This window comes from Halobacillus trueperi, assembly GCF_003386945.1.
Lineage (GTDB): Bacteria > Bacillota > Bacilli > Bacillales > Halobacillaceae > Halobacillus > Halobacillus aidingensis.
Map to the genome: position 1 here is coordinate 1 of NZ_QUAE01000007.1, position 25,368 is coordinate 25,368.

At 43.3% G+C, this 25,368-nt stretch carries 25 protein-coding genes; 11 read left to right on the forward strand and 14 right to left on the reverse strand.

The window, feature by feature from the left end; genetic code table 11:
* Nucleotides 1-238: 238 nt before the first annotated feature.
* Both DYE48_RS10375 and DYE48_RS10380 read right to left on the reverse strand, forming a co-directional pair.
* The gene (locus DYE48_RS10375; protein WP_115823560.1) at nt 239-1,684 is read right to left on the reverse strand and encodes a carbon starvation CstA family protein; all 1,446 of its coding nucleotides are present in this window, start codon (nt 1,682-1,684) and stop codon (nt 239-241) included.
* Nucleotides 1,685-2,045: 361 nt separating this feature from the next.
* Nucleotides 2,046-2,213 carry an aspartyl-phosphate phosphatase Spo0E family protein gene (locus DYE48_RS10380; protein WP_115823561.1) on the reverse strand — a complete coding sequence of 56 codons (168 nt, stop codon included), beginning with the start codon at nt 2,211-2,213 and terminating at the stop codon, nt 2,046-2,048.
* A 278-nt stretch (nt 2,214-2,491) separates the two neighbouring features.
* Here DYE48_RS10380 and DYE48_RS10385 point away from each other — a divergent pair, with 278 nt between their 5' ends.
* Nucleotides 2,492-2,872 (forward strand): RidA family protein, encoded by a 381-nt coding sequence (locus DYE48_RS10385; protein WP_089653413.1) that lies wholly within the window; start codon nt 2,492-2,494, stop codon nt 2,870-2,872.
* 99 nt (nt 2,873-2,971) lie between these two features.
* Here DYE48_RS10385 and DYE48_RS10390 read toward each other — a convergent pair whose 3' ends face one another.
* A complete protein-coding gene (locus DYE48_RS10390; RefSeq protein ID WP_115823562.1) occupies nt 2,972-3,202 on the reverse strand; it encodes an excisionase family DNA-binding protein in 231 nt (76 codons plus the stop codon).
* Between the two features lie 116 nt (nt 3,203-3,318).
* Between DYE48_RS10390 and DYE48_RS10395 the strand changes: the two genes are divergently transcribed.
* From DYE48_RS10395 to DYE48_RS10415, 5 genes are all read left to right on the forward strand, one after another.
* Nucleotides 3,319-4,167, forward strand: coding sequence for a DUF1206 domain-containing protein (locus DYE48_RS10395; RefSeq protein ID WP_115823563.1), 849 nt, complete (start codon nt 3,319-3,321; stop codon nt 4,165-4,167).
* A gap of 231 nt (nt 4,168-4,398) precedes the next feature.
* Complete coding sequence (locus DYE48_RS10400) at nt 4,399-4,854, forward strand: hypothetical protein (RefSeq protein ID WP_115823564.1); 456 nt, start codon at nt 4,399-4,401, stop codon at nt 4,852-4,854.
* Between the two features lie 97 nt (nt 4,855-4,951).
* On the forward strand, nt 4,952-5,701 hold the full coding sequence (locus tag DYE48_RS10405; RefSeq protein ID WP_115823565.1) for a VCBS repeat-containing protein: 750 nt from the start codon (nt 4,952-4,954) through the stop codon (nt 5,699-5,701).
* Between the two features lie 258 nt (nt 5,702-5,959).
* A complete protein-coding gene (locus DYE48_RS10410) occupies nt 5,960-6,781 on the forward strand; it encodes an STAS domain-containing protein (protein WP_115823566.1) in 822 nt (273 codons plus the stop codon).
* A 12-nt stretch (nt 6,782-6,793) separates the two neighbouring features.
* Nucleotides 6,794-7,786: a Gfo/Idh/MocA family protein gene (locus DYE48_RS10415; protein WP_115823567.1), complete on the forward strand. Its 993-nt coding sequence runs from the start codon at nt 6,794-6,796 to the stop codon at nt 7,784-7,786.
* Nucleotides 7,787-7,821: 35 nt separating this feature from the next.
* Here DYE48_RS10415 and DYE48_RS10420 read toward each other — a convergent pair whose 3' ends face one another.
* Nucleotides 7,822-8,304, reverse strand: coding sequence for a GNAT family N-acetyltransferase (locus DYE48_RS10420; RefSeq protein ID WP_115823568.1), 483 nt, complete (start codon nt 8,302-8,304; stop codon nt 7,822-7,824).
* Between the two features lie 100 nt (nt 8,305-8,404).
* Nucleotides 8,405-9,706 carry a Na+/H+ antiporter NhaC family protein gene (locus tag DYE48_RS10425; RefSeq protein WP_115823569.1) on the reverse strand — a complete coding sequence of 434 codons (1,302 nt, stop codon included), beginning with the start codon at nt 9,704-9,706 and terminating at the stop codon, nt 8,405-8,407.
* Between the two features lie 315 nt (nt 9,707-10,021).
* Between DYE48_RS10425 and DYE48_RS10430 the strand changes: the two genes are divergently transcribed.
* Nucleotides 10,022-13,048, forward strand: a complete 3,027-nt coding sequence (locus DYE48_RS10430; RefSeq protein WP_115823570.1) for an efflux RND transporter permease subunit — start codon at nt 10,022-10,024, stop codon at nt 13,046-13,048.
* Nucleotides 13,049-13,234: 186 nt separating this feature from the next.
* Here DYE48_RS10430 and DYE48_RS10435 read toward each other — a convergent pair whose 3' ends face one another.
* The gene (locus tag DYE48_RS10435; RefSeq protein WP_115823571.1) at nt 13,235-14,617 is read right to left on the reverse strand and encodes a YjiH family protein; all 1,383 of its coding nucleotides are present in this window, start codon (nt 14,615-14,617) and stop codon (nt 13,235-13,237) included.
* Between the two features lie 188 nt (nt 14,618-14,805).
* Between DYE48_RS10435 and cypC the strand changes: the two genes are divergently transcribed.
* A complete protein-coding gene (cypC, locus tag DYE48_RS10440; RefSeq protein WP_115823572.1) occupies nt 14,806-16,056 on the forward strand; it encodes a CYP152 family fatty-acid peroxygenase CypC in 1,251 nt (416 codons plus the stop codon).
* 50 nt (nt 16,057-16,106) lie between these two features.
* Here cypC and DYE48_RS10445 read toward each other — a convergent pair whose 3' ends face one another.
* Nucleotides 16,107-17,168, reverse strand: a complete 1,062-nt coding sequence (locus tag DYE48_RS10445; protein ID WP_115823573.1) for an AI-2E family transporter — start codon at nt 17,166-17,168, stop codon at nt 16,107-16,109.
* 358 nt (nt 17,169-17,526) lie between these two features.
* Nucleotides 17,527-18,276 carry an STAS domain-containing protein gene (locus DYE48_RS10450; RefSeq protein ID WP_115823574.1) on the reverse strand — a complete coding sequence of 250 codons (750 nt, stop codon included), beginning with the start codon at nt 18,274-18,276 and terminating at the stop codon, nt 17,527-17,529.
* A gap of 275 nt (nt 18,277-18,551) precedes the next feature.
* Between DYE48_RS10450 and DYE48_RS10455 the strand changes: the two genes are divergently transcribed.
* From DYE48_RS10455 to DYE48_RS10465, 3 genes are all read left to right on the forward strand, one after another.
* Nucleotides 18,552-18,707 (forward strand): Fur-regulated basic protein FbpA, encoded by a 156-nt coding sequence (locus DYE48_RS10455; protein ID WP_089653454.1) that lies wholly within the window; start codon nt 18,552-18,554, stop codon nt 18,705-18,707.
* A 28-nt stretch (nt 18,708-18,735) separates the two neighbouring features.
* The gene (locus DYE48_RS10460) at nt 18,736-19,038 is read left to right on the forward strand and encodes a MerR family transcriptional regulator (protein ID WP_115823575.1); all 303 of its coding nucleotides are present in this window, start codon (nt 18,736-18,738) and stop codon (nt 19,036-19,038) included.
* A gap of 152 nt (nt 19,039-19,190) precedes the next feature.
* Nucleotides 19,191-19,721, forward strand: a complete 531-nt coding sequence (locus tag DYE48_RS10465) for a YceI family protein (RefSeq protein ID WP_115823576.1) — start codon at nt 19,191-19,193, stop codon at nt 19,719-19,721.
* A gap of 49 nt (nt 19,722-19,770) precedes the next feature.
* On the opposite strand, the gene DYE48_RS10470 is transcribed toward DYE48_RS10465, so the two are convergent.
* The 6 genes from DYE48_RS10470 to DYE48_RS10490 form a co-directional block, all read right to left on the reverse strand.
* A complete protein-coding gene (locus DYE48_RS10470) occupies nt 19,771-21,075 on the reverse strand; it encodes a DUF4179 domain-containing protein (RefSeq protein WP_115823577.1) in 1,305 nt (434 codons plus the stop codon).
* On the reverse strand, nt 21,062-21,580 hold the full coding sequence (locus DYE48_RS10475) for a sigma-70 family RNA polymerase sigma factor (RefSeq protein ID WP_115823578.1): 519 nt from the start codon (nt 21,578-21,580) through the stop codon (nt 21,062-21,064). Before DYE48_RS10475 ends, DYE48_RS10470 begins: the two co-directional genes overlap by 14 nt.
* 239 nt (nt 21,581-21,819) lie before the next feature.
* Nucleotides 21,820-22,143, reverse strand: coding sequence for a CHY zinc finger protein (locus DYE48_RS10480; protein WP_115823579.1), 324 nt, complete (start codon nt 22,141-22,143; stop codon nt 21,820-21,822).
* Between the two features lie 24 nt (nt 22,144-22,167).
* Entirely contained in the window at nt 22,168-22,341 is a 174-nt protein-coding gene (locus DYE48_RS21145) for a hypothetical protein (RefSeq protein ID WP_167449485.1), read from the reverse strand.
* A 96-nt stretch (nt 22,342-22,437) separates the two neighbouring features.
* Nucleotides 22,438-23,631 carry an MFS transporter gene (locus DYE48_RS10485; protein ID WP_115823580.1) on the reverse strand — a complete coding sequence of 398 codons (1,194 nt, stop codon included), beginning with the start codon at nt 23,629-23,631 and terminating at the stop codon, nt 22,438-22,440.
* A 15-nt stretch (nt 23,632-23,646) separates the two neighbouring features.
* Nucleotides 23,647-25,278: an SLC13 family permease gene (locus DYE48_RS10490; protein ID WP_115823710.1), complete on the reverse strand. Its 1,632-nt coding sequence runs from the start codon at nt 25,276-25,278 to the stop codon at nt 23,647-23,649.
* Nucleotides 25,279-25,368: the final 90 nt, after the last annotated feature.

Consider the following 25,368-nt stretch of genomic DNA (forward strand, 5'->3'; position numbering starts at 1 on the left):
ACGGTAAAGGGGCGGAGGGGAATGGGGAGACTCCTGTGGGAAAAAAGTGCATGGTGAGACCCCGCAGGACGCAGTCCGAGGAGGCTCACCGCGCTCCCACGGAAAGCGACTCATTCCCCGCAGCCCCCATCCACTCAACAAAAGTCTCGAAACTGAGTCTTCCACAATCCTGCCATTATCTTTAATAAGATGGAAAATAATAAAAGCCGCTTAGCCTTGGGGCTAAGCGGCTTTTGTATCATCCTGCTTTTGAGGTGATGACCGTATCTTCTTTTCTCACTTTCTGTTTGATCACTTGCCATACGAACCATGTTAGTACGACTAGCCAGATGATGGATCCTAAAATCATGGATGTGGAATACTCCATCCCAAATCCTTCAGGAGCGTAGAAAATATACGAACTTACTACAGCTGTCATGAACAGGGCGGGAACACTGCAGATCCAGTGGAACTTGTGATTTTTCAACAAGTACATGGCTCCTGTCCAAAGCATAACTGTCGCAACAACCTGATTGGACCAACCTACATACCTCCAAAGAAAGCTGTAATCCATTTGCGTTAACAGGAACGTCGGAATTGCAACCGGGATTGCGAATAATAGAGGTGTCCATTTTCCTTCGAATTTCTTTTTACTGACCTGACGAGCAAAATCAACGAGCATCATACGTGAAGAGCGCAACGCTGTATCCCCCGTAGTGATTGGAAGAATGATGACCCCAAGAACGGCAAGAACTCCACCTAGCGTACCAAGGGTAGTACTGCTGATTTCGTTAATAACTCCGGCTGGTCCTCCCTCTGCTAGTGCCGTTTGCAGACCTCCTGTGTTTCCGAAGAATGTCATACCGGCTGCTGCCCAGATCAAGGCAATAATTCCTTCAGCGATCATGGCACCATAGAACACTTTTCTTCCTTCACTCTCTTTTTTCAACGTCCGGGCAAGAATCGGGCTTTGTGTACTGTGGAAGCCGGATATAGCTCCACATGAAATTGTCACCATCAGCATCGGCCAGATCGGTAATTCATCTGGATGGAGATTGCTGACCGTCAGATTCGGAATCGGGTGATCAAAGAAGAACATCCCTATTCCAATGGATACAGCCATGAAGATTAAGATTGCCCCGAATAACGGGTACACTTTTCCGATGATTTTATTTATAGGTAGAAGAGTGGCAATTAAAAAATAGGCAAAAATGATAATCACAGATGTAAAGAATCCGAGTGGCGTAATTTCTGCCATCAGTTGAGCCGGGCCTGCCGTAAATGCTGCGGCTACCAGGATCATAAGGCCGATAGATAAAAGATTGATAACCGAACGGGCAGGACGGCCTAAGTATTTCCCAACAAGCGTCGGGTATTGGGCTCCGTCATGCCGAAGGGAAAGCATTCCTGAGAAATAATCATGCACAGCTCCTGCAAAGATGGAGCCGACAACGATCCAGATAAATGCCACAGGGCCGTACAAAGCTCCCATTACTGCTCCGAATATAGGACCAAGCCCAGCGATGTTTAATAGCTGTATGAGACTCGCTTTCCACCAGCTCATTGGCACATAGTCAAAACCATCGTTTCTTTCAAATGCAGGGGTCTTTTTCTGATCATTAATGCCGAAAATTCGTTCAACCACCTTTGCATAAAAAAGATATCCGACGACAAGTAAAACAATAGATGCGATAAACGTGATCATCGCTGAGCCTCCTTTCAAATTTGAATGTAAGAAGTATTCTAGCGTTGTTCTTGTCGAATCACAACCCATTATCTGAATATTTATTTTTTTATCTTTTTTTTCTTAAAAATAAAGCGATTCCAAGAGTATTCACTAATGTTATTTCTCTACAGTCTTTTATAAGTCTGAAACCGAAAATTAAACATAAAAAAACCTCCTGCGCAACTCGCAGGAGGTCCATGATTGTTATGTAACCTGCCACCCTATAGAAATGGTTAAGTTTCCCGCAGTCGTTTCGATTGCTAGGGTGGCATTGATATTAAGATACCATAGTGGCTGTAGGGATTCAAACACACATGGCCCTATGTACATTTCATCTAATTTAATTGGAACATTGGTATTTTCTCTGTTCACTAAAACGATTCAATAGATCATCTAATTCTTGTGAAATTTTCAATAGCTCATCATCCGTAGGGTTATTGTTATAGATTTCATACATGCGCGTTCTTAATTCTTCTATTTGTTGCTCTAACCGTACTTTATAAGGCATAATTTCATCTCCTCCACTCGTACCTTACCCTAAATAAACGAATCTAAACTACTATTTTAAAATAATTTTAAAACATAATAATTTTTCTGATTATTTAACTACGCTATACGTATTATATCGGACAAAAATATTTCGAAATAAGTCTTTCTCGTCATTTTCTAGTTGTTCTACGGAGGTTCTTTAGGTATATTGTCGATATTTCCCGGGTAATGATTCTATTTCTCTATCACAAAAATCGTGATAGGATGAATGAAAACCTACATAAAGGAGTGTCAGTCATGTTTAAAGCTGTTTCAACGAATCAAGCACCAAGTGCGATTGGTCCATATTCTCAGGCCACAGACCTTGGACATATCATTTTTATTTCTGGGCAAATCCCTCTGGATCCGGAGACGATGGAATTTGTCTCTAACGATATTAAAGAACAGACACACCGTGTGATGAAAAACATTCGTGCGATACTTGAAGAGGTAGATCTCTCTTTCAATAATGTTGCGAAAATGAACATCTACTTAGACTCGATGGATGATTTTGCTGTAGTCAATGATGTGTATGCAAGTTATTTGAGTGAGCCTTATCCTGCTCGCGCAGCTGTAGAAGTCAGCAAACTTCCTAAAGGTGCAAAAGTGGAAATAGAAGCCATTGCTACGCGAGATTAAGTCTATATTCATAATATTCGAAAATCATAATGTTTTTCTGTCCACATTCTTCTAATAGAAGCAGAGCTGAAAAAGCTCTGCTTCTTTTATTTCATTTCACTAATCTTCATCTTTAACATCCGGATCTTCCGGGAGAGGTTCGCTCAGGTATTCCTGAATCATTTTCCGGTAGTTTTCCATCTGTTCCAGATGGTTGTGGAATTGATTTTTATTGATCAGATACTGCCGCCCATCATGAATGGTCTTAATTTTATGATTCAAGATCAACTGCCGGACATAGTCTTCAGGAAGCTCAAGGAATTCTGCTGTTTCTTTAACTGTTAGATACATGATCCGTCACCTTTCTTTCCCTTGCATTATATCATTTCTCTTTTTACGGAAAGTTTCTTTTTCTACAAATGTGGGAATTACATTAAAAACTATTCTAGCGAAATGAGAGGGATACTATGGCTTCTACGATAACAACAAACAAGAACAAGCGCTCAGAAGCAAGCGAAGAAATCAAACCATGGGTGCGGAGATTCGGAAGGACCGGTTTCATGGCCAAGGGGATTGTTTATGCCCTTATCGGAGTATTGACCCTGATGGCCGCTCTTGGATTCGGCGGGAAAACAACCGGAACGACAGGGATGTTCCGCTCTCTTGCCGGCGTCGCTTTTGGAGAAATATTACTTTGGATTATTGGCATCGGTTTGATCGGATATATCTCCTGGCTCGCGATAAAAGCCATCATGGACCCCAACCATGAAGGAACAGATGGGAAAGGGTTGATTACTCGAATTGGTTACATTGTAGGTGCCATTATTTATGGTTCCCTGGCTTTCAATGCAATTAAATTTGCCCTCAATGCTGGTTCCAGCAGTGGAAATTCAGAACAGACGCTTTCAGCTAAACTCTTGTCTCAGCCTTTTGGTCAATGGCTTGTCGGGATTGTTGGAGCTATTGTCATAGGGTATGGTATTTATGAAATTTATCAAGGAAGTACAGGACGCTTTATGAAAAAGATGAATACACTGGAAATGGACCGCCATAAAAGGAATGTAGCAGAAAAACCAGGTAAATTTGGATTATCAGCAAGAGGAATTGTACTTGCACTCATCGGATTCTTTTTCATTCAAACTGCCTTGTCCGCAAATCCTGATGAAGCCAAAGGTCTGGACGGAGCACTTTCTGAAATTGCCCAGCAGCCTTACGGACAAGCCTTACTAGGTATTGCCGCCATTGGATTGATTTTATATGGTATCTACCAAATGGTACGTGGACGATATGCTCGTATGAATTTTGGGAAAAAATAATTTCCATCAAAAAAAGCCTTTCCTCCAGTGAGGAAAGGCTTTCGACTTTTGTCGCGAATATACCGACGACCACATTCGTCGTTTAGCTTTTATAAAAAGCATGTACTTCGTCTTACACAAACAGCTCATCGCTCATATAATATACCACGATTCTTCCTGAATAGCAAACCAAGGCGTTCATTCGTCTTCTTGTGCTATACTAGGGCTACAAAAATACCTCAGGAGGAACTTATGCTTACATTTGAAGAAAAACTGAACATCATTGAAGAATTTCCTGAACTTGAAAAGAAAGAAATCTCCCTTGGAAGAGTGAATTTCCATTATGAAGAAAGCGTGTATGATAAAAAAATTGTCGTTTACCGGCTCCATCCGAATGGCAACGGATTTGTTTATGCAGGTGAGATGGATGACTATGCTACGGACGACAAAGGGATGGTCAATATTAAGGAGATGAGCGCCGATGAACTCCGCACGTTAATCCGGGAAGCGATCGAATCTTTGTCCCTCTCCCCTGCCGAGAAAAATCCAGTGATGGAGGAATGGCTGAACGCCAACGATCAGTCGCTTGTTCTTATGCGTGAAGAAGATGGTTTTCATGTGTACGCTGAAGAACAGTTGGAAGGTACGTTCAATTCCTATGAAGAAGCCGTGAACTTCCTGGAGCAAGAAGGCTTCAGCCGTCTTTAATATACCAAGAGCCGTTTTATACGGCTCTTTTTTAAGGTACAGTACTGTCACACCTCGCCCATTCTGCATAAAGTATTGAAAAAAGGTGGCTTTTTTCATGTACACGTACCCCTATTTCTACAGGCAGCAACAGCCCTCAGCAACTTCGAACATCCTCTCCTATGCCAAAGGGGATGTGAATGGGGACTTCATCGAAGACCAAGTTTTTCTAGTCGGAGAAAAAACACCGGATAGTCCGTATATCACGAACATTACTCTGGTCATTCAGGATGGACAAACGAACCTTTTCTATAATGTCCCATTAAAAACGAACATGGGATATCAACCGCGTCTTTTTCTTGGGGACTTCACAGGTGACGGCGTCGATGACATCTTGATTAGCATGGATTCTGGTGGGAGTGGCGGTTTTGGATACTACTATTTGTTTTCATTTATAAACAACCAACCACAGGTCCTCTTTGACTATGAAACGTTCGATGAAGCTTATGAATATGAAGTCAATTATCAAAATCAGTATAAAGTTGAAGTTCTAAACAAAACGCTCGGTCTTTCTTTTCTCATCGACCTCAGCAACAGGGACTCTGAGTATCTATCAGAAATTTATAATGAGAACGGAACATTAAAAGCACCACTACAAGGCTCCGTATCTGGTTTGAACACCCTTTACCCCATCGATTTTGACGGAGATGGGGTTTATGAATTGTTCGCTTTTCAACGTATTATCGGCCAGTATAATGCGGATGGATTAGGATCTGTTCAAACCCCGCTTACGTGGAAGGGCAATGACTTTGTCCCCTTCTTTGATAATCAATATGTGGCTGTCCTAGGAATGAGTACAGACGCTTAACAAGCAATATCTTTTCTAAACCTGGCATGCTTCCTATCCTTTGGGGTACCAGGTACGTTGATTCTATCCTACTGTACCTGGTACCACATTCACTACATTCAACCGGTTTGGTACCAGGTACATGATGGGCGTTCCTTGGAACCTGGTACCTTTTCATTTCTGTATCCACGGAAAATTCTGATGAAAATCTCCCAATAATCGTTATACTAGGATAAAATGGGGTATAAGAAAGACTAACGTTAATGGAAGGAGAACGATATGGATCGATTAAATGAACGTTTAGCCCAATATTTTCATGATAACCAAACCGCATTAGTAAACGAGTTACTCCCGAAAACCTTGGACAAGCTGCAAATCAACTATACAGATCAAGATCTGAATTATCATTTTGAAATGCTTCGTCTACTTCTTGACCGCGTAGCTAAAAGCCTTTTGCAGCATCCAGATGAAACAAATGCAGCTGCCATCGGCTATGACACCGAAAATTACCTCTACTCTAAAGGAGTTCTTTTGAAACAGACCGTGGATGTGTTGAGTGTCTTCCGTCTTTCTCTCATGAAGCATATGCGGAGTTCGAACTTGATCCAGGAAGCCAAAATTGAAGAAGGGTTCGTCGTTGCAGAAGAAGTTGTCACAGCATTTGACGCGGCTATTCGAGCGACGACAGACAGTTATAACAAAACCAAAGAAAGAGAACATGAAGAAATGGAGAAGCATTTGAATGCTGTCTCTACCCCCGTCGTCCTTATCGATGAATTTCAAGCTGTTCTTCCATTGGTTGGGGAATTTTCCACGGAACGTTTCGATGTGGTGAAAGATCACACGTTACATAAAGTCAAAGAGCATGGATTACGGCTATTATTCATTGATTTTTCAGGGATCGCTACGTTCAATGAAGTTTTTATTAATGACTTGTTCAATTTAACAAAAACCATTAAGCTGCTGGGAACAAGAACGGTGCTGACCGGAATTCGTACAGAGATGGCCATTGCGGCGATCCAGTCTGAAATGAATTTTGAGGAACTGGAGACCTTCAATGATCTCAAGCAGGCGCTGATTACAATTAATGATAACCAGTAAGGAGTTGGACCGATGATTCGTGTAGCTTTATTAAGCAAGTGGCACGTACATGCCGTGGATTATGCACGAGAAGCTTCTGAAAACCCCAATATTAGCATCTCGAAAGTTTGGGATGAAGATGTGGAGCGGGGCCAAGTGTGGGCCAAGGAACTCGAGGTACCTTTCGATGATCAACTCGAACGCGTGCTTTCAGACCCTGAAATCGATGGTGTCATTGTCACAAGTCCAACAAATCTTCATAAGGAAATCATCATGGCAGCTGCCAATCACGGAAAGCATATTTATACAGAAAAAGTCCTCTCTTTCAGTAGAAAGGACGATGAAGAAATTTTCTCTAGTTTGGAGAATGCCGGCGTTAAATTTATGATTTCTTTACCTAGATTGACTTCTCGTTTTTATCTATATGCCCAAAAGGTCATAGATGACGGGGTGCTCGGGACCGTAAATATGATCCGTTGCCGTGTTGCACATAATGGAGCCGTACCAAATGAAGACCATCCGAATGGGTGGCTTCCTGAACGCTTTTTTGACAAGAATCAATGCGGAGGCGGGACGTTGATCGACCTCGGTGCCCACCCGATTTATTTGGCGAACCGCCTCGCCGGAAAACCTACGGCCGTATCTGGCCGTCTTCATTCGCTCATGGGGCGGGGTGTAGATGACCACTCTGTCGCCACCGTAGAGTATGAATCTGGTATTCTTGCGGTGTTGGAAGCGAGTTTTGTCTCAACGGGAAGCCCTTTTCAGCTCGAGATTTACGGGACGGACGGGACACTTATGGTTGAGGGAAATGAAACGCGAATTAAAAGCAGCACCCATGGGATGAATGAATGGACGTATCCTGACCTCCCAACGGCAATCCATTCCCCTCTGCAACAATGGGTGGACGACATCCTCCATCAAGAGAAACCGACCATTAAGAAAGAAGATGCCTTTCAGTTGACCGCTGTCAACGAAGCAGCCGCTCTTTCACACAAACATGAAAAAAGAATCACGAACAAATAAAAATGCCTGCCCATCATTGCCGTGATGGACAGGCTTTATTTAAGCTCTTTTTTCAATGTAACCAATGGCCTTATTTTACCTCTGAACCATTCTTCTGTGACTTCCCCTGTGGGTACAAATCCGTTCTTTTCAAAAAAACGCAGGCTCCCTTGGTTATCCTCGTACACTTCTGCAAAAACGTTCTCCATACCAAAAAGAATATAAATCTCTTCCAAGAATAATTGAAGCGCCTCCGTTCCTACACCACAATTCCTCTTTTCTGCGATGACCATTCCGATAAAATCTCTTTCTGGGGTGCGGAACAATTCTAACTTACCAATTAAGCGACCATCCAGAACCACAGCTTTCATAAATAGATTCGGCTTTTCACCATTGAAGTAGGCTTCATACGCTTTTAAAAATTGTTCATATGTACGCGGGACATCCACACCTGTTTGAACTTGTAATTTTTCATCCATTTCCCACTCATGCAACACTGCGACATCACTGCTGTTAATGTCCTCGATGGAAACTTCCATAAATCAATCTCCTCTTTAAAAATAGACCTTAATTATAAATTCAGTACCAGACGGAACGCCTGGTACTGTAAATATTCCCTATCCTATTATTTTGAACCCATTAATTTCGAACCGTAAACCTTGGAAATCGAAACAGGATAGCCAGAACTCCTGAAAGAGCAAGCAGAATCGGATAAAAACAGTATGGGACAATACTGACTGGCGATATACTTGCCACCCCTGCCACGGACAAAATTTGAGCGCCATACGGAAGCAAGCCTTGGACAGAACTTGAGAAGATGTCCAAAAGGCTCGCTGACCTTTTAGAGTCAATCTCAAACCGTTCTGAGATTTGTTTAGCAAGCGGACCAGCTGTCATGATGGAAATCGTATTATTGGCAGTAGATACGTTCACGGCGCTTACCAATCCTGCGATACTAAATTCTCCACCTCTATTCGAATGAGCGCCTCGACTTATTTTGTGAATCAGAAAATCAATGCCTCCATTTTGCCGAATCAGTTCAACAAGTCCTCCTAGCAGGATGACAAGCAAGGCCAATTCCTGCATGCCGGCAAAACCATCCCCTAATAGGGTCACGAATTCCATCCCTGAAAATTCTCCCATAAAGAGGCCGATCAAGCCTGCAAAGCCGATGCCTCCCATAAGGACATAGATGACATTGATGCCCATAATAGCAAAAATAAGAACTCCTAGGTACGGCAACACTTTTACAATGTTAAACGGATGTTCATCCTGAAGCGTAGACGCTGCATCCATTGTGAGAACACCAAAAATAATAGCCGTCACAACCGCAGCCGGAAGAACGATAAAGAAGTTTGCTTTAAATTTGTCCTTCATTTCTGTCCCTTGTGTACGGACAGCGGCAATTGTCGTATCAGAAATAATGGATAGATTATCTCCAAACATCGCTCCACTGACGATTGCTCCCATTGTCAGGGCGGCTGCGACATCTGTCTGCTCTGCAATGCCCATTCCAACAGAGGCCAGAGCAACAATCGTCCCCACAGAGGTCCCCATCGAGATGGAAATGAAACAAGCGATGATAAACAAACCGACAATGAGCAAGTTCCCTGGCAATATACTCAAACCTAAGTTGACAGTTGAATCAACAGCTCCCATCCCTTCAGCGACCGTAGAAAAAGCACCGGCCAATAAGAAGATGATCACCATCAAAATAATGTTGGAGTGACCTCCGCCTTCCGTCAATTGTTGTAATTTCGTTTGGAAAGCTGTTTTTCTATTCATGAAAAGGGCAACAAGAATCGCGGCGAAAACAGCCACCAATACAGGCATTTTATAGAAGTCACCGGTCAGTATTCCAGACCCGATGAACAACAGGATGAATACCCCGAAAGGAATCAGCGCCCATCCGTTCCCCTTATTCAACTCTTTCGTTTCCATAAAAATCCTCCTTAGTCAGGATTCGTTCATAAGGTCTAGTAAGAAGCAGAGAGACCTTAATAAGCTCTTTCATACTCTACAACACACGAAGATGAGATATCAAGTTCTAAGAAGTGTTCTGGCCAAATGGAAAAAATAGGTCCAGAGACGTAAATGAAATACGCCCAAAGCTAAAGGTGAAAATTATCTAAGTCGCCTATGCTTAGAATGTGCAGGAACTATTTGTAAAATTTTTATCTGAATGAAAAATTTCCCTCATGTTTACATGAGTTCAGGATATAATTAATTTCGTGTCACGATAAGGAGGAGAAGGATATGAGAGTACTGAAGTTTATTTTGCAAAGGAAAATCTTAATTGGACTTGTAATGATGCTCATCCTCATCATAGGTGGTTATGCCATGTTGAACATGGACGAAGAGCTTCTTCCACCTCTTTCTATGGATAGCGGATACATCAATGTTGATGCTGGCAGCCAACCGGCAGCAGAAGTCGAACGTACGATTACAAACCCCCTCGAGAGGCAGCTGGAAAGTATAAAGGAAGTGGAAGAAATACGGTCCACCTCTTTTGACGGACGAAGTTCCATTCAAATGACCTTTGAACGCGGGGAAGGTCCCGAGGCCATAAAAGAGGCAGAAGCCATAACCAATCAAGTCACATCTTCCCTTGCTGTGGATCGGGTAGAGGCTGGGCAGTATGGGACGACTCAAAGCTATCAATTCTTTCTAGATCTTTCAGGTGGAGAAATGGAAGAAATGAGTGAGTTTGCTACAAATACGCTCGAGCCAAGACTCGAAGAGCTCCCTGAAGTACGCGATGTTGACCTCATGGGCATTCAAGAAAATGAAATGGTCGTCCAATTTAACCAGCAGGAGTTAACAAATAGAGGGTTACAATTGGATCAAATCATTCCCCTTTTACAACAAGCGGATGAGGAGGTTACTTTAGGTGAATTATCTAAAGAAGAGAACACTCCATCCCTCCGGTGGAAATCATCGATTGAACAAGTCAGTGACTTAGAAAACATCAGCATTCCTACCCAAGCAGGATTCATCCCACTTCAAGAAATCGCTACAGTGACACTACGACCTCAAGAGCAATCATCCTTTGTATGGAAAAATGGCGCGAAAGATTTTCTTTTTATCCAAGTCGGAGGATCCGATAACTTCACCGACATTGAAACGGCCTCTGCTGTAAGGGAAGAAATAAAATCAATGGAAGACGAAGGTCTCTTTGAGCGTTTTCAAATAAACGAAGTCGTCGCTCAAGCCGACTATGTAGAAGAGTCCATTAGCGGCGTGACAAGCAACATCCTCGTCGGAGGTTTGATTGCCATTGCCATCCTGTTCATTTTCCTACGAAACTTAAGAGCCACTTTAATCATCAGTATATCCATTCCTACTTCTATTCTGCTTACACTCGCTTCCATGTGGATGCTCGATTACAGCTTGAACATGCTGACACTCATCGGCCTTGGGCTTGGAATCGGGATGATGGTCGACTCTTCTATTGTCATTTTGGAGTCCATTTACAATAAGAAAGAAAGCGGAATGAAAGGGATGGAAGCCGTTACTTCGGGTATAAAAGAAGTCGCTACCGCTGTTCTTGCTTCCATGATGACAACGATTGTCGTTTTCCTCCCTATTGGTCTCCTTGGAGGAGAAATGGGGCAATTCATGATTGTTTTGTCGATTGTCGTTGCTATTACTTTAATCAGTTCTGTCATCATTTCTTTTACGTTGATTCCATCTCTGGCAGAGAAATTTATGAAGCTGAGCAATAAGAAACAGATCAGGCATGAAGGACCTATTCTAAAGTTCTATGATCGACTGGTTTCCTGGACCGTTAGAAAAAAACGTCACAGTCTTGGCGTCCTACTTCTTTTTGTGACATTGTTCGCAGGATCCCTTTTCCTAATTACGAAAATTCCAATGACTATTATGCCAGACGTTTTCAATCGCTATGCCGAATTGATGATTGATGTGGAGGAAGGATTGTCCCAAGAAGATAAACAAGAACTTGTGATGGCGGTCCACGAAGAATTGGAGAAGATTGATGATGTCGAATCAGATTATGTCATGGATAACGGTGGGATGCTATACACCATTATCAACATGACGAAAGAAGACGACATTACCACAGAGCAAAAAGAAGTGAATGAACAGATTTTCAAATCCCTTCGTTCTTTAGAAGAAAAGTACCCAATCAATCAAGTATCTAGTGTGATGGATGGAGGCGGCGGGAGTCCTGTCCAAGTCCAAATAAAAGGAGAATCTTTCGAAGAATTACGAGCAATATCTCAGGATTTCAAAGAAAATTTAGAAGAAATCGATGGAATTGTGGCCAGCCAAACTTCCATCGATCGAACTGCAGAAGAAGAGCTCATTCAAATTGACCAGAAAGCACTTGAGGATGCAGGCTTGAATGAATGGCAGGTACGTCAGACGATTCAGCAAGCATTCCTTGAACAGCCGATCAGTGAGCTTACTATTGATGAGAAAGATGTACCATTACTCGTGAAATGGGAAGAACCGACAACGTCTAAAGAGTCCTTGCTTGGTATCACGATTCCTACAACAGACGGAGAACAACCCCTTTCAACCTTCCTAACCCTTGAGACAATCGATACACCGAATGAAATCAATCATGTAGATGGAGAACGATATATTTCAGTGACTGCTGATATTGAAGAGCGCGATCTTGGATCCATCAACCGTGACGTTCAAGAGCTTATCGATGAATTTGTTACACCTACTGGATATAATGTGACGCTTGCGGGTGATTTAGAGGCCCAACAAGAAGCTATACAGGAAATGCTTCTCATTTTGGGCATTGCTATTTTCCTTGTCTATCTCGTTATGGCTGTCCAGTTCAACCACCTGTTCCACCCGCTCATCGTCATGTCCGTCATTCCAATGACAGTGGTCGGTGTCATCCTTGGTTTATTCCTAACTCAAAGAGAACTTAGCGTCATGTCTGCCATGGGCATTGTTATGCTGATCGGAATCGTCCTGAACAATGCAATTCTTTTCATTACGAGAACGAATCAGCTAAGAAAACTTGGATGGGACGTAGAAACCTCCCTCACCCAATCCGGGAAAGACCGATTGCGCCCGATTTTCATGACCAGTCTGACCACAGCAGGCGGAATGTTGCCTCTTGCTCTTGCCACCGGATCTGCAGGCAACTACCAAGCACCGATGGCTACAGTCATTATATCCGGGCTTCTTTTTGCAACATTCATTACTTTGTTACTGATTCCGGCCATCTATCGCTTATTCACAAGATCAAGAAAAAAGAAAACAAAGATCAACGCTTACCCAAAAGAATCAGCTATGTAATAACCCCCAAAAACAAGAAAGGATGAGCGAAACCTATCCATGTAATGACCTCCCCTATTGTAAATAAATGAGGCGCAGCTGAATTTTCAGCTGCGCCTTTTTATTACCTAATCCTACTAGGAATAATCCAATTCATGATTCAAGCTGCAGGAACCCCACATCATCAAAACCATCCCTTTTCTATTTCTAAAAGAATAAGAGATGAGCGAGTAGTGCTGCAATCGGTAGAGTAATGACCGTACGCTGCAGGAAAATTACAAAAAGCTCAAAGAAGTTGATCGGAATTTTCGACTTAATTAAAAGGATGCCGATCTCAGACATGTAAATGAGCTGCGTCAGTGACATGACCCCAATAATGAAACGGGTCAGTTCTGATTCAATTCCGCTTCCAACCACAGCGGGTAGGAACATATCTGCGAATCCAACAATCATCGCCGGTGCGGCCTCTGCAGCTTCTGGTATTTGCAGCAGATTCAAAAACGGAATGAACGGGTAGGAAAGCCATGTGAATATTGGTGTGAATTCCGCAATAACGAGCGCGATGGTTCCAAGTGCCATCACGAGTGGGATCAATCCGAACCAAATATCCGCCACATTGAACATTCCTTTTCTCACGATGGATCCAGCGCTTTTCACCTGATCCGCTTTGGCTACCGCCTGGTCGAGACCGAATTTGAACGTGGATGTCCCTTCTGGCACGATTTCATCAATCTGTTTCCCTACCGGCTCGTGATACGTTTCTTTTTTCAAGGAAAGCGGTGGAATTCTCGGGCAGATAACAGCGGCTACCACCCCACAAACCACGACCGTGAAATAAAAGGATACAAACATATGGTCAATCGATAAAAACTTCGCAATCACAAGACTGAACGCAATCGATGCAATCGAAAAGTTACTCGCAACGACTGCCGCTTCACGTTTGGAATAGTAACCATTTTCATACTGCTGGGTGGTCAATAGCACACCTACCGTCCCACTCCCCATCCACGATGCCATCGCATCTACAGATGAACGACCAGGCAGCTTGAACAGTGGATGCATCACTTTTCTTACGACCGTTCCAATCAAGTCCATCAAACCGAATTCTAGCAACAGCGGCATAAATAAACTGGCAAATAGAAACCAGACCATAAGTACAGGAATTAAATCATAGAGGACAACGCCCCCTGTCAGTTCAGAACCGATAAAGGAAGGGCCCGCCTCGAGGAGCGTCAGGATAGCAAAAGCTGCTCCAAGGAAACGCAAACCCATCCAGAACGGCCCGACATCAAAAACATTCGCAATGAATGGATGGTTTCTTATTTTGCTGTTCGAGACTTTGACCCCGACACTCCCTATCGCAGAAAGCGAGATCACAATGGTCATGAACAAAGGAATCCAGGGGCCGATCGTCGCTTGAAGCCCATCTGCCATCAAACCGAGTCCGATCGTCACCCGTCCATCGACAGAGATAGGGACGAGGAATAGTAGAACCCCGACCAAAGATGGTAGAAAAAATTTCATCCATTGCTTCGTTGTATAGGATGTAGATGTTTGAATACTGCTTACTTTTGACTGTTGAATAGCCATGATTCGTCCTCCTCTGTCATTTTTATGCATAATTAAGTATAAATAAACAGCGTGTGATAGTTAGTAACTATACATTTTCATGCATGAAAATTCAATAGTTTTTATGAAGTTTTGTAAGACGGTTTATCCAGGTAAAGAAAAAGGAATAAAGAAGACTACGAGATTGCTAGTAAAGGAGGCGTTACATAATGACGGTCAAAGTGCCGAAAGACAAGACGATCGACAATACACTCGCGATTTTTAAAGACGGGTACAACTTCATACCAAAGCGGGTTCAAAATCACCATTTGGATGTGTACGAAACGAGAGTTCTAGGAGAAAAGGTGGCCCTTCTCAGCGGAATCGAGGGGGCAAAGCTGTTTTACGACACCAGTCGTATGAACCGGAAAAATGCTCTCCCCAAGAGAGTCTTGAAAACTTTATTTGGTGAAGATGCCATACAGACGATGGATGGGGATGCACACACTCATCGCAAATTACTATTCATGTCATTGATGACTCCTGATGCCCTGCAGGAACTGTATGAAATCACAACGAAAAACTGGGCACGTTTCACAAAAAAGTGGAGCAGCATGAAAAAGGTGACGCTTTACGACGAGTCTCGGGAACTACTTTGCCGGACAGCGTGCGAATGGGCCGGCATCCCATTAGAAGAAAAAGAAGTGAAGAAAAGAACGAGAGATTTGAGTAACATGATCGATGGATTCAGTGCGGTCGGGCCGAAGCACATTGAAAGCCGGAGAGCACGCAAACGGTCGGAGGACTGGATGGAAGATCTAATATTACAAGTCCGGCAAGGGAAACTTGAAGCAGAAAAAGGAAAAGCCATTCACGAGATGGCTATGCATCAAGATTTAGAGGGCCAACCCTTAGACGCAAGAATGGCGGCAATTGAGGTGTTGAATGTGATTCGTCCACTTGTAGCCATTTCTAAATTCATCGCATTCGGCGGTGTTGCCCTTCATGAATATCCAGAAACACAAACGCGCGTCTCTCTCGATGATGAATATTTATTTCGATTCGCACAGGAAGTCCGTCGTTATTTCCCTTTCGTTCCTTTTCTCGGAGCGAGGGTCGACCATGATTTCACATGGCAGCAATACCCGTTTAAGAAAGATCAACTTGTCCTGATCGACATTTATGGAATTAACCATGATCCCAAAATTTGGGAGAATCCGGATCAATTCAATCCTGAGAGATTCATCGACTGGGATGGAGGATTGTTCGACTTGATTCCTCAAGGCGGAGGCGGATATTATAAAGGACACCGTTGTCCAGGAGAATGGCCGACCATTGAAGTATTGCAAGCCAGTTTCCGATACATGACCAAACACTTGGGTTATGATGTGCCGAAACAAGACTACAGCTACAGTTTGAAAAAGATGCCTTCCCTGCCGAAGAGCGGTTTTATCATAAGCAATGTCCACTTCAACAATTGACTATTAAAAGCTAAAAAACGTCCAGGAATAAATCCTGGACGTTTTTCTATTCAGGGATGATAGAGTCGGTAAAAATCATACCCGTGTTTCAGCAATACTTTCAATACGGAATAAGTAGGTACAGCGATAATCATTCCGACCACCCCATACAATGGTGCTGCCACAACAAGTAACAGAATGACCGTTAACGGATGGATATCCAAGCGTTCTCCAAAGACCAAGGGGGCAACCAAATTCCCCTCTAATTGTTGGACAACAATGAACGTGATAATCACATAAATAGCCATCGAAGGTTCCTGCATGAGAGCGACTACAATCGCCGGAATCGCACCAATGACAGGCCCGACAAATGGGATGACACACGTTAACATCACAAAGATCCCAAGTACCAAAGCATAATCAAGCCCGATGATGACGTAACCGATATACGTCAGCACACCATCCACAGCAGCGATTGTCGCTTGTCCGATAATATAAGAAGAAACCGTATAGTCTAAATCTTTGAGCACCTTTTCCCCGCGTGGTTTATGTTTCTCAGGCAAGGCCCTTTTTAAGAAAGGAATCAGTTTGTGACCATCTTTTAAAAAGAAAAACAAAACGAACGGAACGATAATCAAGACGGTAGTCGCCCCCGCGATGGTCGAGAAAACACTCATCATGTGTTCCCCGATCTGTTGAGTCAATCCACCGAAGTATTCCGTTACTCGCTGCTTAATGGAAACAACGGACACCATCCCCATATCGTTTTGCTCCAGCTTTTGACCCGCCTCTTCTGCTGTCTGTTTTATTTTTTCAGGTAGCTTCGATATATCCGTAATCTGTTTTTTTATGGTATCTGCTAAAAATCGGATTCCCCCATAAATGAGAACCCCGATCAGTGCAAAAACAAGCAGAATGGCAACAGGGAGAGGTAAAAACTTTGATTTTGCCATAAAATGCACGGCAGGTCGCAAAATATAAAAAAGGAACCCAGCAATTAGCAATGGATAAAATAACGTTCCAAAGATCGTCTTGATGGGATTCAAGAGCTCTAGTTTTTCTAAGAAATAATACAGGATGAGTATAAGTATAGCTGCTGTGATGTACTTAAAGAATGAATGTCTGATCCACATGTTCCTTCACCGTCCTTTTACACCATTCATTCACTAAATGGACGGATCGTAAACTATTGATCCGAAGTGATGACGAAAAATCCACCATTTCATTATAGCTTCCGATTGTTGAAGACTCAGTTTCGGGACTCTTTCGGGTTTCGTTGCTGGGTTGAGCGTCAGGGGTGGTTGGGAAGCTACTCGCTTTCCTGTGGGGGAGTGGCGCGCTCCCACGGAAAGCGACTCATTCCCCGCAGCCCCCATCCACTCAACAAAAGTCTCGAAACTGAGTCTTACACAATCCTGCCAATTAGTTGAATAAGCAACCTAACCAGGTTCACTTCCTATGTAAAAAAGACCTGCCTGCTGGCAAGTCTCTTTAAGAATCGTGCTGTATGATGTACCGTAATCCTGCATACGTATTTTTGAATGTTTTAAGCCCTTTGCCAAAGTATTGGAACGAAAGGGCAAGCTTTGGTGTAATACCTACCACCAGACATTCTGTTCCTACCAATTGCAACGATTGATTCAGTTGCCTTAAGTGTCTGCTGAACTGGTCATTGAATTTATGGATTCCACTCAAATCAATCAAGGCGTATTGAATATCACCTTCTGTACATTCTTTCAGGAGAGAAGAAATGAGATGATCCACTCTTTTTTCATCCAAATCACCAATAAGCGGAACAGCTACTGCATGATCCCAAACTTTTAAAATAGGAATCGAAAGCGACTCAATGAGATGGTCCTTTCGCTCCTCTTCTTCAGCCTTCGTCGTTACATCCATTAACATGATGGTATAGTAGCTTGTTTCCCCCTCGTTATTTTTCATTGGGGTAATTACCGTATCTGCGACGAATTTATTCTTAATATTAATTCTCACTTGATGTTTCTCAGTCAGCCTCTCCATACGATCCCGTTGTCTTTCCGGGTTGGTATGAAACTTGTCCATATTCTCTCCAATTAAATCATCCGCGCGCTCGTATCCGAATAACGGAGCAATTTTCGTGAAAAGATTTTTGGCCTCATCATTCATCCACACCAGATCATAATTGAGATCTGCAAGCAAGATGCTCTCTCCTATGCTATTCAGCGCATCTGTCATCGTTAGAGCTGAAGTCATCAAAGCCATCCATGCTCCCACCTATCCAATTATTTTTTCTTTATTATAATATCAATACCTTCCCAGAGGTAGAGGTGAAAAAAGTCGAATGTGTTTATGTCATGAAACATAACATTATCATTATTTTATGTTAGATTTTCTAACATATTAAGTGACATACAAATAAATTTCCGCTATTCTATATTCATCAGATAAGAATAGGAGGAGAGCATGGTCCTTTTTCCAACCCGACGATTCGTTATGCCAAAGAAGCAAATATTTCACACATACGGGAGTGAACCTTAATGAAAAACCATCTGAGGACCGCCGTTGAAAGTATGAAAGAACATTACATTCAAAAACTTATTGATGCAGGGATGTATCAAGCCTCTGATGAAATGCTCCAGTCGTTAACATTAACGGAGCTCGAAGCTCTCGCTTCAAGGGTCGAACGACCATAAGGAGGTGTAACATCGAGGAGGAGAAGTGATGTCATCTTACAAGCACAAAAAAGTCATTTCGATTGGTACGGTCAACGAACTCACAGGCCTCTCCCTCAGGCAAATACGTTATTATGAGGAGCGGATATTGATTTATCCCGAACGTACCAAAAGAGGAACACGCAAGTATTCTTTTTCTGATGTTGAAACCCTCTTGCAAATTGCTGACAAACGAGAGGAAGGTGTACAAACGTACGAGATCCGAAAAGATTTACAGTCTTCCAACAAAGGAAAGGTGATGGAACGGATGCTTCGCGGGCAATTAAATGCCCATTTTCGAATGAACAAATGAATTCACTTACAGGCAGCCCGGACACCCCTAGGTCCAGGGCTTTTTTTTGCACACTTTCAATATCTCGATATAAAATATCTTGACTTCGAAATAAATAGAGCGTATAGTTTTATTTAGAATTCAAACTATTTTATTTCAAAGGAGAATGTAAAATGACTAATTTAACGTTGGATCAAGTCCACAGCAGCTTGAATTTCCAAATTAAACATATGATGGTATCAAAAGCGAAGGGTGAATTTGAAACGTTCGACGTGGAATTTTCCGGTGACCTCAATGATCTACCTTCAGCTCAAGTGACCGTTACTATTCCGGTAACTTCTATCAATACAGGAAACGAACAACGCGACGGCCACCTTCGTTCCGGCGACTTTTTCGAAGCCAATCAATACCCAAACCTCGTGTTCCGCAGCACTTCCATTAAGAAAGTATCGGGTGATGAATTCGAAGTGACCGGTGACTTCACAATTAAAGGGATGACACATCAGGAAACCTTCACGGTTGAATATAACGGGACGTCCAAGAGCCCGATGGATGGCAGCACGATTGCAGGCTTCGATGTGAGCGGAAAAATAGATCGTGAAGCATATGGGTTAACCTATAATGCGGCTCTTGAGACAGGCGGTGTGCTGTTAGGGAAAGACGTTAAATTCGAAGGAAACTTTGAGTTTGTTGTAGGAGAATAAATTTACACCATCTAAAAAAGCTGAGTCTAACTAGAGACTCAGCTTTTCTTCATTCTAATGGGATTTTAATTTCTTTTTCCAACCAATGAGGGTAGGAGGAGAAATCGATCCGGATGGGACCTTTCACTTCTTCATCAAAGAATGTATGAACTGTTTTCGGTCCTTCCACCAGTGATTGCACTTGTTGACTTGATGGATGAAGAGTGTTCCTTTTCTCATCCTTTACGCTTGAGAATCCAATATTTCGTGAGACTTCTTCATCAAATTTTATTTCAAAAGCGGAAGTGGATGCTTCAGTCAGTTCAGCGATTTCTCCAGGTTGATAGAGAATTTTCTCCGACTCAAGGTCAATCTCCATATACTCTTTTTCCTGATCTGCAACCATCACTTTTGAAAAAGTGATCGCTAAAGATTCCGGTTGTTCAAAATAATTACTCTGTATATAAAACGTCATCTCATCATTTTCCGGTCCACCGGATGCAGTAACTCCGTTGTTAATCCCGGACCAAACCTCTCCATTTTCTCCTTTTAACTCCAGGTCTTCGATTGATAGAAGTTCGGTTTCATTTTCTGGATGTTCTCTCACTTTAATGGCTGTTCTTAGTGGGTGGATCTTCACATTTTCAATAACGAATTGTTCTCCCTCTATGGATACCGTTTCTTCTAAGGTGTACTCTTTTGATTGTGCATCATTTTTGGCCGTGAAACTCACAGCGAATTCCTCTTTTACAAAAGAACCATCGATGATCCCACTTCCTGAGATGGATAAATGGAAGTTCTCTATCCCGCCCATTCCCTCTTGCGTATAAACCTCCATCATTTGCATGTCCTTGTTTTCTTCTAACTCCCTGCTGTTATAGGAAACAGACTTTGGTGGCAGCTCTTCACCGGCTCCAGTCGTTAACTTCGGAGTACCTAACCTAAGGTTTCTATGTTCCCCGACAGCTTCCAAAGTGTAAAAAATCACCATGCCGTAGTCATCCCGAATCACACCTTCCAGGGAGAGTGTCAAATCACCCTTTTCATCAGTAATCCCTAGAGGCTGAAAGTGATCGGCATCAATGGCAGCCTGTTTACTCTGATCTCCTTGAATAAGTTGAACAATTTTTTCCATACCGGGGACTTGGGAGACTTTTTCAGCAAAAGCCGGAGAAGCACGAACTCCGCCAAATAGAACAAAAAGAGCCGCCACAGCGGTAAGAACGGGCCAAGCAAATTTCCTTAACCGTCGTGTCGGACGCTTCGTAGCCTGATGAAAACCAAGGTCTACCGCTTCGTCTAATTGTTCATCATCGATATGTACCTGGTCATACATTTCTTTCCAATTAGTCAATTCTCTATCAAGCTTGCTCATGTTGCTCCTCCTCTCCCAGTTCTTGTTTTAGCTTAGCCAGCGCTGTATAAAGGCGTGTCTTCAACGTATTTTCTTTTACATTCATAATCTTGGATAACTCCCGGAACGTAATGCCATGAAAATACTTTAAGTAAACAAGCTCTTGCTCTTTAGGTTGAAGAGAAGAAATGGCCTCTTCCAAAGCAATCCTTTCTGTTTCATCTCTTCGTTCTTGGACAGGGTCAACATACTCTCGGGTATGAATGCGTTTCTTGTGCGTTAAGAGATCTTGGCAATAGTGAATCGTGATACGAACGAGCCAAGTCTTCACGTACAGGGGTTTCCTCAATTGATGGCGCTTCTGGTACGCACGAGCGGTCACTTCCTGCAAGGCCTCTCTTGCATCTTCTTCATTTTTCAAAAAAGCGAGCGCCGTTTTATAGATGTCCGTTTTATAGTTCTTCATCATGATGAGAAAGGATTCATCATCGCCGTTGATTGCTTTTTCTATGATGGAAACTTCCAAAGAGTCCCCCTCCCTTTTCTTTTTCTATCTATTAGACAAAGTATTTCAAAAAAAGTTTGGATTTTTTGTGAGGATTTTTTTAGAGGGGTTTAAGTCACTTTGATTTCAAGTTAGGTCACTATTAACGCAGATAGGGCACTTTGAGTCTGAGATAAGTCACTTTCACCTCCCTTGAGTTAGGACACTTTCCCCTGACTCCTTGCCGCAGATATGAAAAATCCGCCCACGAAGATGGACGGTTACATCTCAAAATATAGAGGATAATGCAGGCGGCAGCCCTCATTGAATCCATGATGACACACGGGGCATCGGGGCGAATTCATATATTCTTGAATGGTCAACTCATGGTTGCAGCTGCCACAAAGAATAGCGCGTTCTTCCCACAAGCGCTTCGGCCAACGCAACGGTTCATGATCCGCCCGTTCCTGATGGCATGAATAACACGCATAATATTCCCCACAACAATGAAAACGGATGGCGATGACATCCACCTCACTGTGATAGTGTACACACCGCGTCTGGTTATCTACCTGGTTCCCTTTTACGAGAGGTACCCTTTCCATTTGAACTCTCCCCTTTACACACCTTTATCTATCTTCACGATGGGAAGCATGATCCATTTTCTCATGCAGTCGGTCCAATGAAACTTTCATTTCATTACGTTCAACCTCTTGCTTTTCCATCATTTCCTCTAGCTTTCTTACTTTAAAAAATAAATAAAGCATGATGGCAAATTCAGCCACATAGATGATCCAACCCACAAAAAGCTTCCTACCATTCATTTTCCTCGATTATAACATGGACAATTACCAAAAAAAGGTGTACCAGGTCATCCAGAATATGGATGACCTGGTACCTCATTCGTCTTTATAGAGTGGTAAGAAGATAAATAAAATGATGAGCAGAAGGGTGACACTCAATACTCCTGTCCATTGGTAGCTTTCCCAGAGGGTTCCGATGGCTGTACTGCCGATGGCTACTCCTAAGTAATAGCTGATCAAGTAGAAACCTGACGCTCCACTCTTATGGTGGGTGGCGGATTTGCTGACAAGGGCAGCGGCCATGGAATGAGCGACAAAGAATCCCATGCAAATGAGAGACAGTCCTACGAGTACAAATGTCCCAGATGGAAGCGCAGTTAGTGCCGCACCAACGATAAGGATGGTCACACCAGTGAACATCACTTTCTTCAAACCAATCACATCAGAAACCCGGCCGGCAAGTGGAGGCGCGAGTACTCCGAAAACATAAGCAAAGTATGTGAAGGCAATCCATTTTAGGGACCAGTTGAACGGATCTCCCTGTAAATGAAAAGGGATATAAGTCCAAATCGCCGTAAAGACAATTTGAAGGAGAACCCCCATCAAGAACAAGACGAGCATCGAACGGCTCTTCAAATGGACAAGCATCCCTTTCAAATCATCACTGATGGCCTGATCTGTTTTTTCGAAGAAGCGCTCTTTTGGAAAAAGGACTAAAAATAGAAGAGCAGATAGCAGTCCGAAGGCAGCAAAGATATATAACGTCGACTGCCAGTTAAACAAATCCGTCACGTACCCACCTACGACTCTTCCTCCCATTCCTCCCAAGGCATTGCTGGAAATATATAAGGTCATAGCCAGACCCAAGTGTTTATGAGCCACCTCTGCTCCTAAATATCCCATCGCCGCAGCAGGGATACCAGCTAAAAAGAACCCCTGTATAAATCTCACTACAACCATCCACCCGAATGTCGGAGTGAACGGCAAAAGGATGAGGGTTCCTGCTGTTATAAACAAGGAAACCTTCATGACGGCCGCACGGCCATATCGATCGGCAGAAAAACCAAGAATGAATAGACCGACGACCATGGCGATGACACAAGCTGACATGAGTAAACTGGACTCTGTTGCCGACACTTGGAATTGGTCTGTAAACACAGGGAGTAAAGGCTGAAAAACGTACAACGTTGAGAAAATGGATAAGGAAGCCAACATTAAGGCAATGGTGACGCGCCAAAATTCACTTTGTCCTGGCGTATAGGGTTGTCTGTTTTTTTGTAAGGCTTCCATATCCATCATCCTCTGTTATGAGTTAAAACGGTCGGGAAATGTTGTGAGATCGATGCCCCAAACGAATGGCAGGTAGAAATAAATAGCGATTGTGATCAAAATGACGGCTGCAATATTCAGCCACAGCCCGGCTTTTGCCATGTCTGGAATTCTCAGATAGCCACTTCCGAAAACAACGGCGTTCGGTGGGGTTGCAACAGGCAGCATGAAAGCACAGCTTGCTGCTACACCCGCTGCAATCATCAAGCTGTAAGGGTGGACCGAGATAGCACTGGCTAAAGAGGCCATAATCGGAAACATCATCGTCGCTGTAGCTGTATTGGATGTAATTTCCGTTAAGAAGATGACTAGTGCTGCAACGATGACAACGATCAAAATTAAACTGACGCCCTCTAAAATCGTTAGCTGCGTCCCAATCCATTCGGCAAGCCCTGTTTCCTGAAATCCTGCGGCAATAGCAAGACCCGCCCCAAACAGAAGCAGGATTCCCCACGGGAGTCCTTTCGCTGTGTCCCAATCCAGGAGGTAATCCCCTCTTTTGTTCTTGGAAGGAATGAGAAAAAGGAGAATCGCAGCACTCATCGCGATCATCGTATCGTTGATATTTTCATTGATGTGTACTAGGAAAAATGATCGGGATATCCACGCCACCGCTGTCACAGCGAACACGGTCATGACGATTTTTTCTTCTACACTCATTAGCCCGAGCGCACGCCTCTCTTCCCCAATCACTTTTCTGCCACCAGGCAGTTCTTTAATTTTCATAGGGAAAGCAATTTTCACTAAATAAAACCAGGCAAGTGCTAAGAATAGAATCGTCAACGGAACACCGAACGCCATCCAGCCAGCAAAGCTGATCTCAATTCCATAGGTTTGTTCAACAACAGCTTTGAAAATCGTGTTGGGAGGTGTTCCGATTAGTGTGGCAAGTCCACCAATAGAAGCACTATAGGCGACCCCGAGCATGACAGCTTTTCCGAAATTGAAATTGTCGTGATCGACCGTTTCCCCTTTTTTCTTCAACTGCTCAGAAGCTTGGTAGATGACCGCCATGCCGATCGGGACCATCATCATTGCCGTCGCTGTATTGGAGATCCACATCGACAACGTCCCCGTTGCAACCATAAAACCAAGCACGATTTGTTCTGTGCTTGTCCCTACAGATGCGATGATGAACAAGGCCATCCGCTTATGCAGGTTCCACTTTTGCATAGCAAGGGCAATGAGGAAACCACCCATAAAAAGGAATATCGTATTATCGCCATAGGAGGAAGCCGTTGCCCCACCGTCAAGTCCTCCGGTGAGAGGAAAAAGAATCAGCGGCAGAAGGGATGTCGCAGGAATCGGAATCGCTTCTGTGATCCACCATGTGGCAATCCAAACGGTACTGGCCAAAACAGCGACAGCACTCTGCGATAATCCGTCCGCTTCTAGAAACAGTAGTGTAAGCGCAAACAAAACCGGCCCTAAAAAAAGCCCTACTTTTTGGCGCGTATCAAAGGATGGGCCCGGGTCATGCCCTTCCGTCTTTTGGTTCGTCTGCGTCACCGTCGAAGATCCGCCGCCATTTCCCGTTACCGTAAACCTCAATAAATCCTTCGCCTCGTAGTGCATCGTCCAAAGGCGGCTCCACGCCCCACTTAACATTGATTGTGCACCCATGCTAATTACCTCACTTTCTATTTGTCAAATATGTATGAATATTTACAAATTTTATCATAAAGTGCTTCTTCTTGT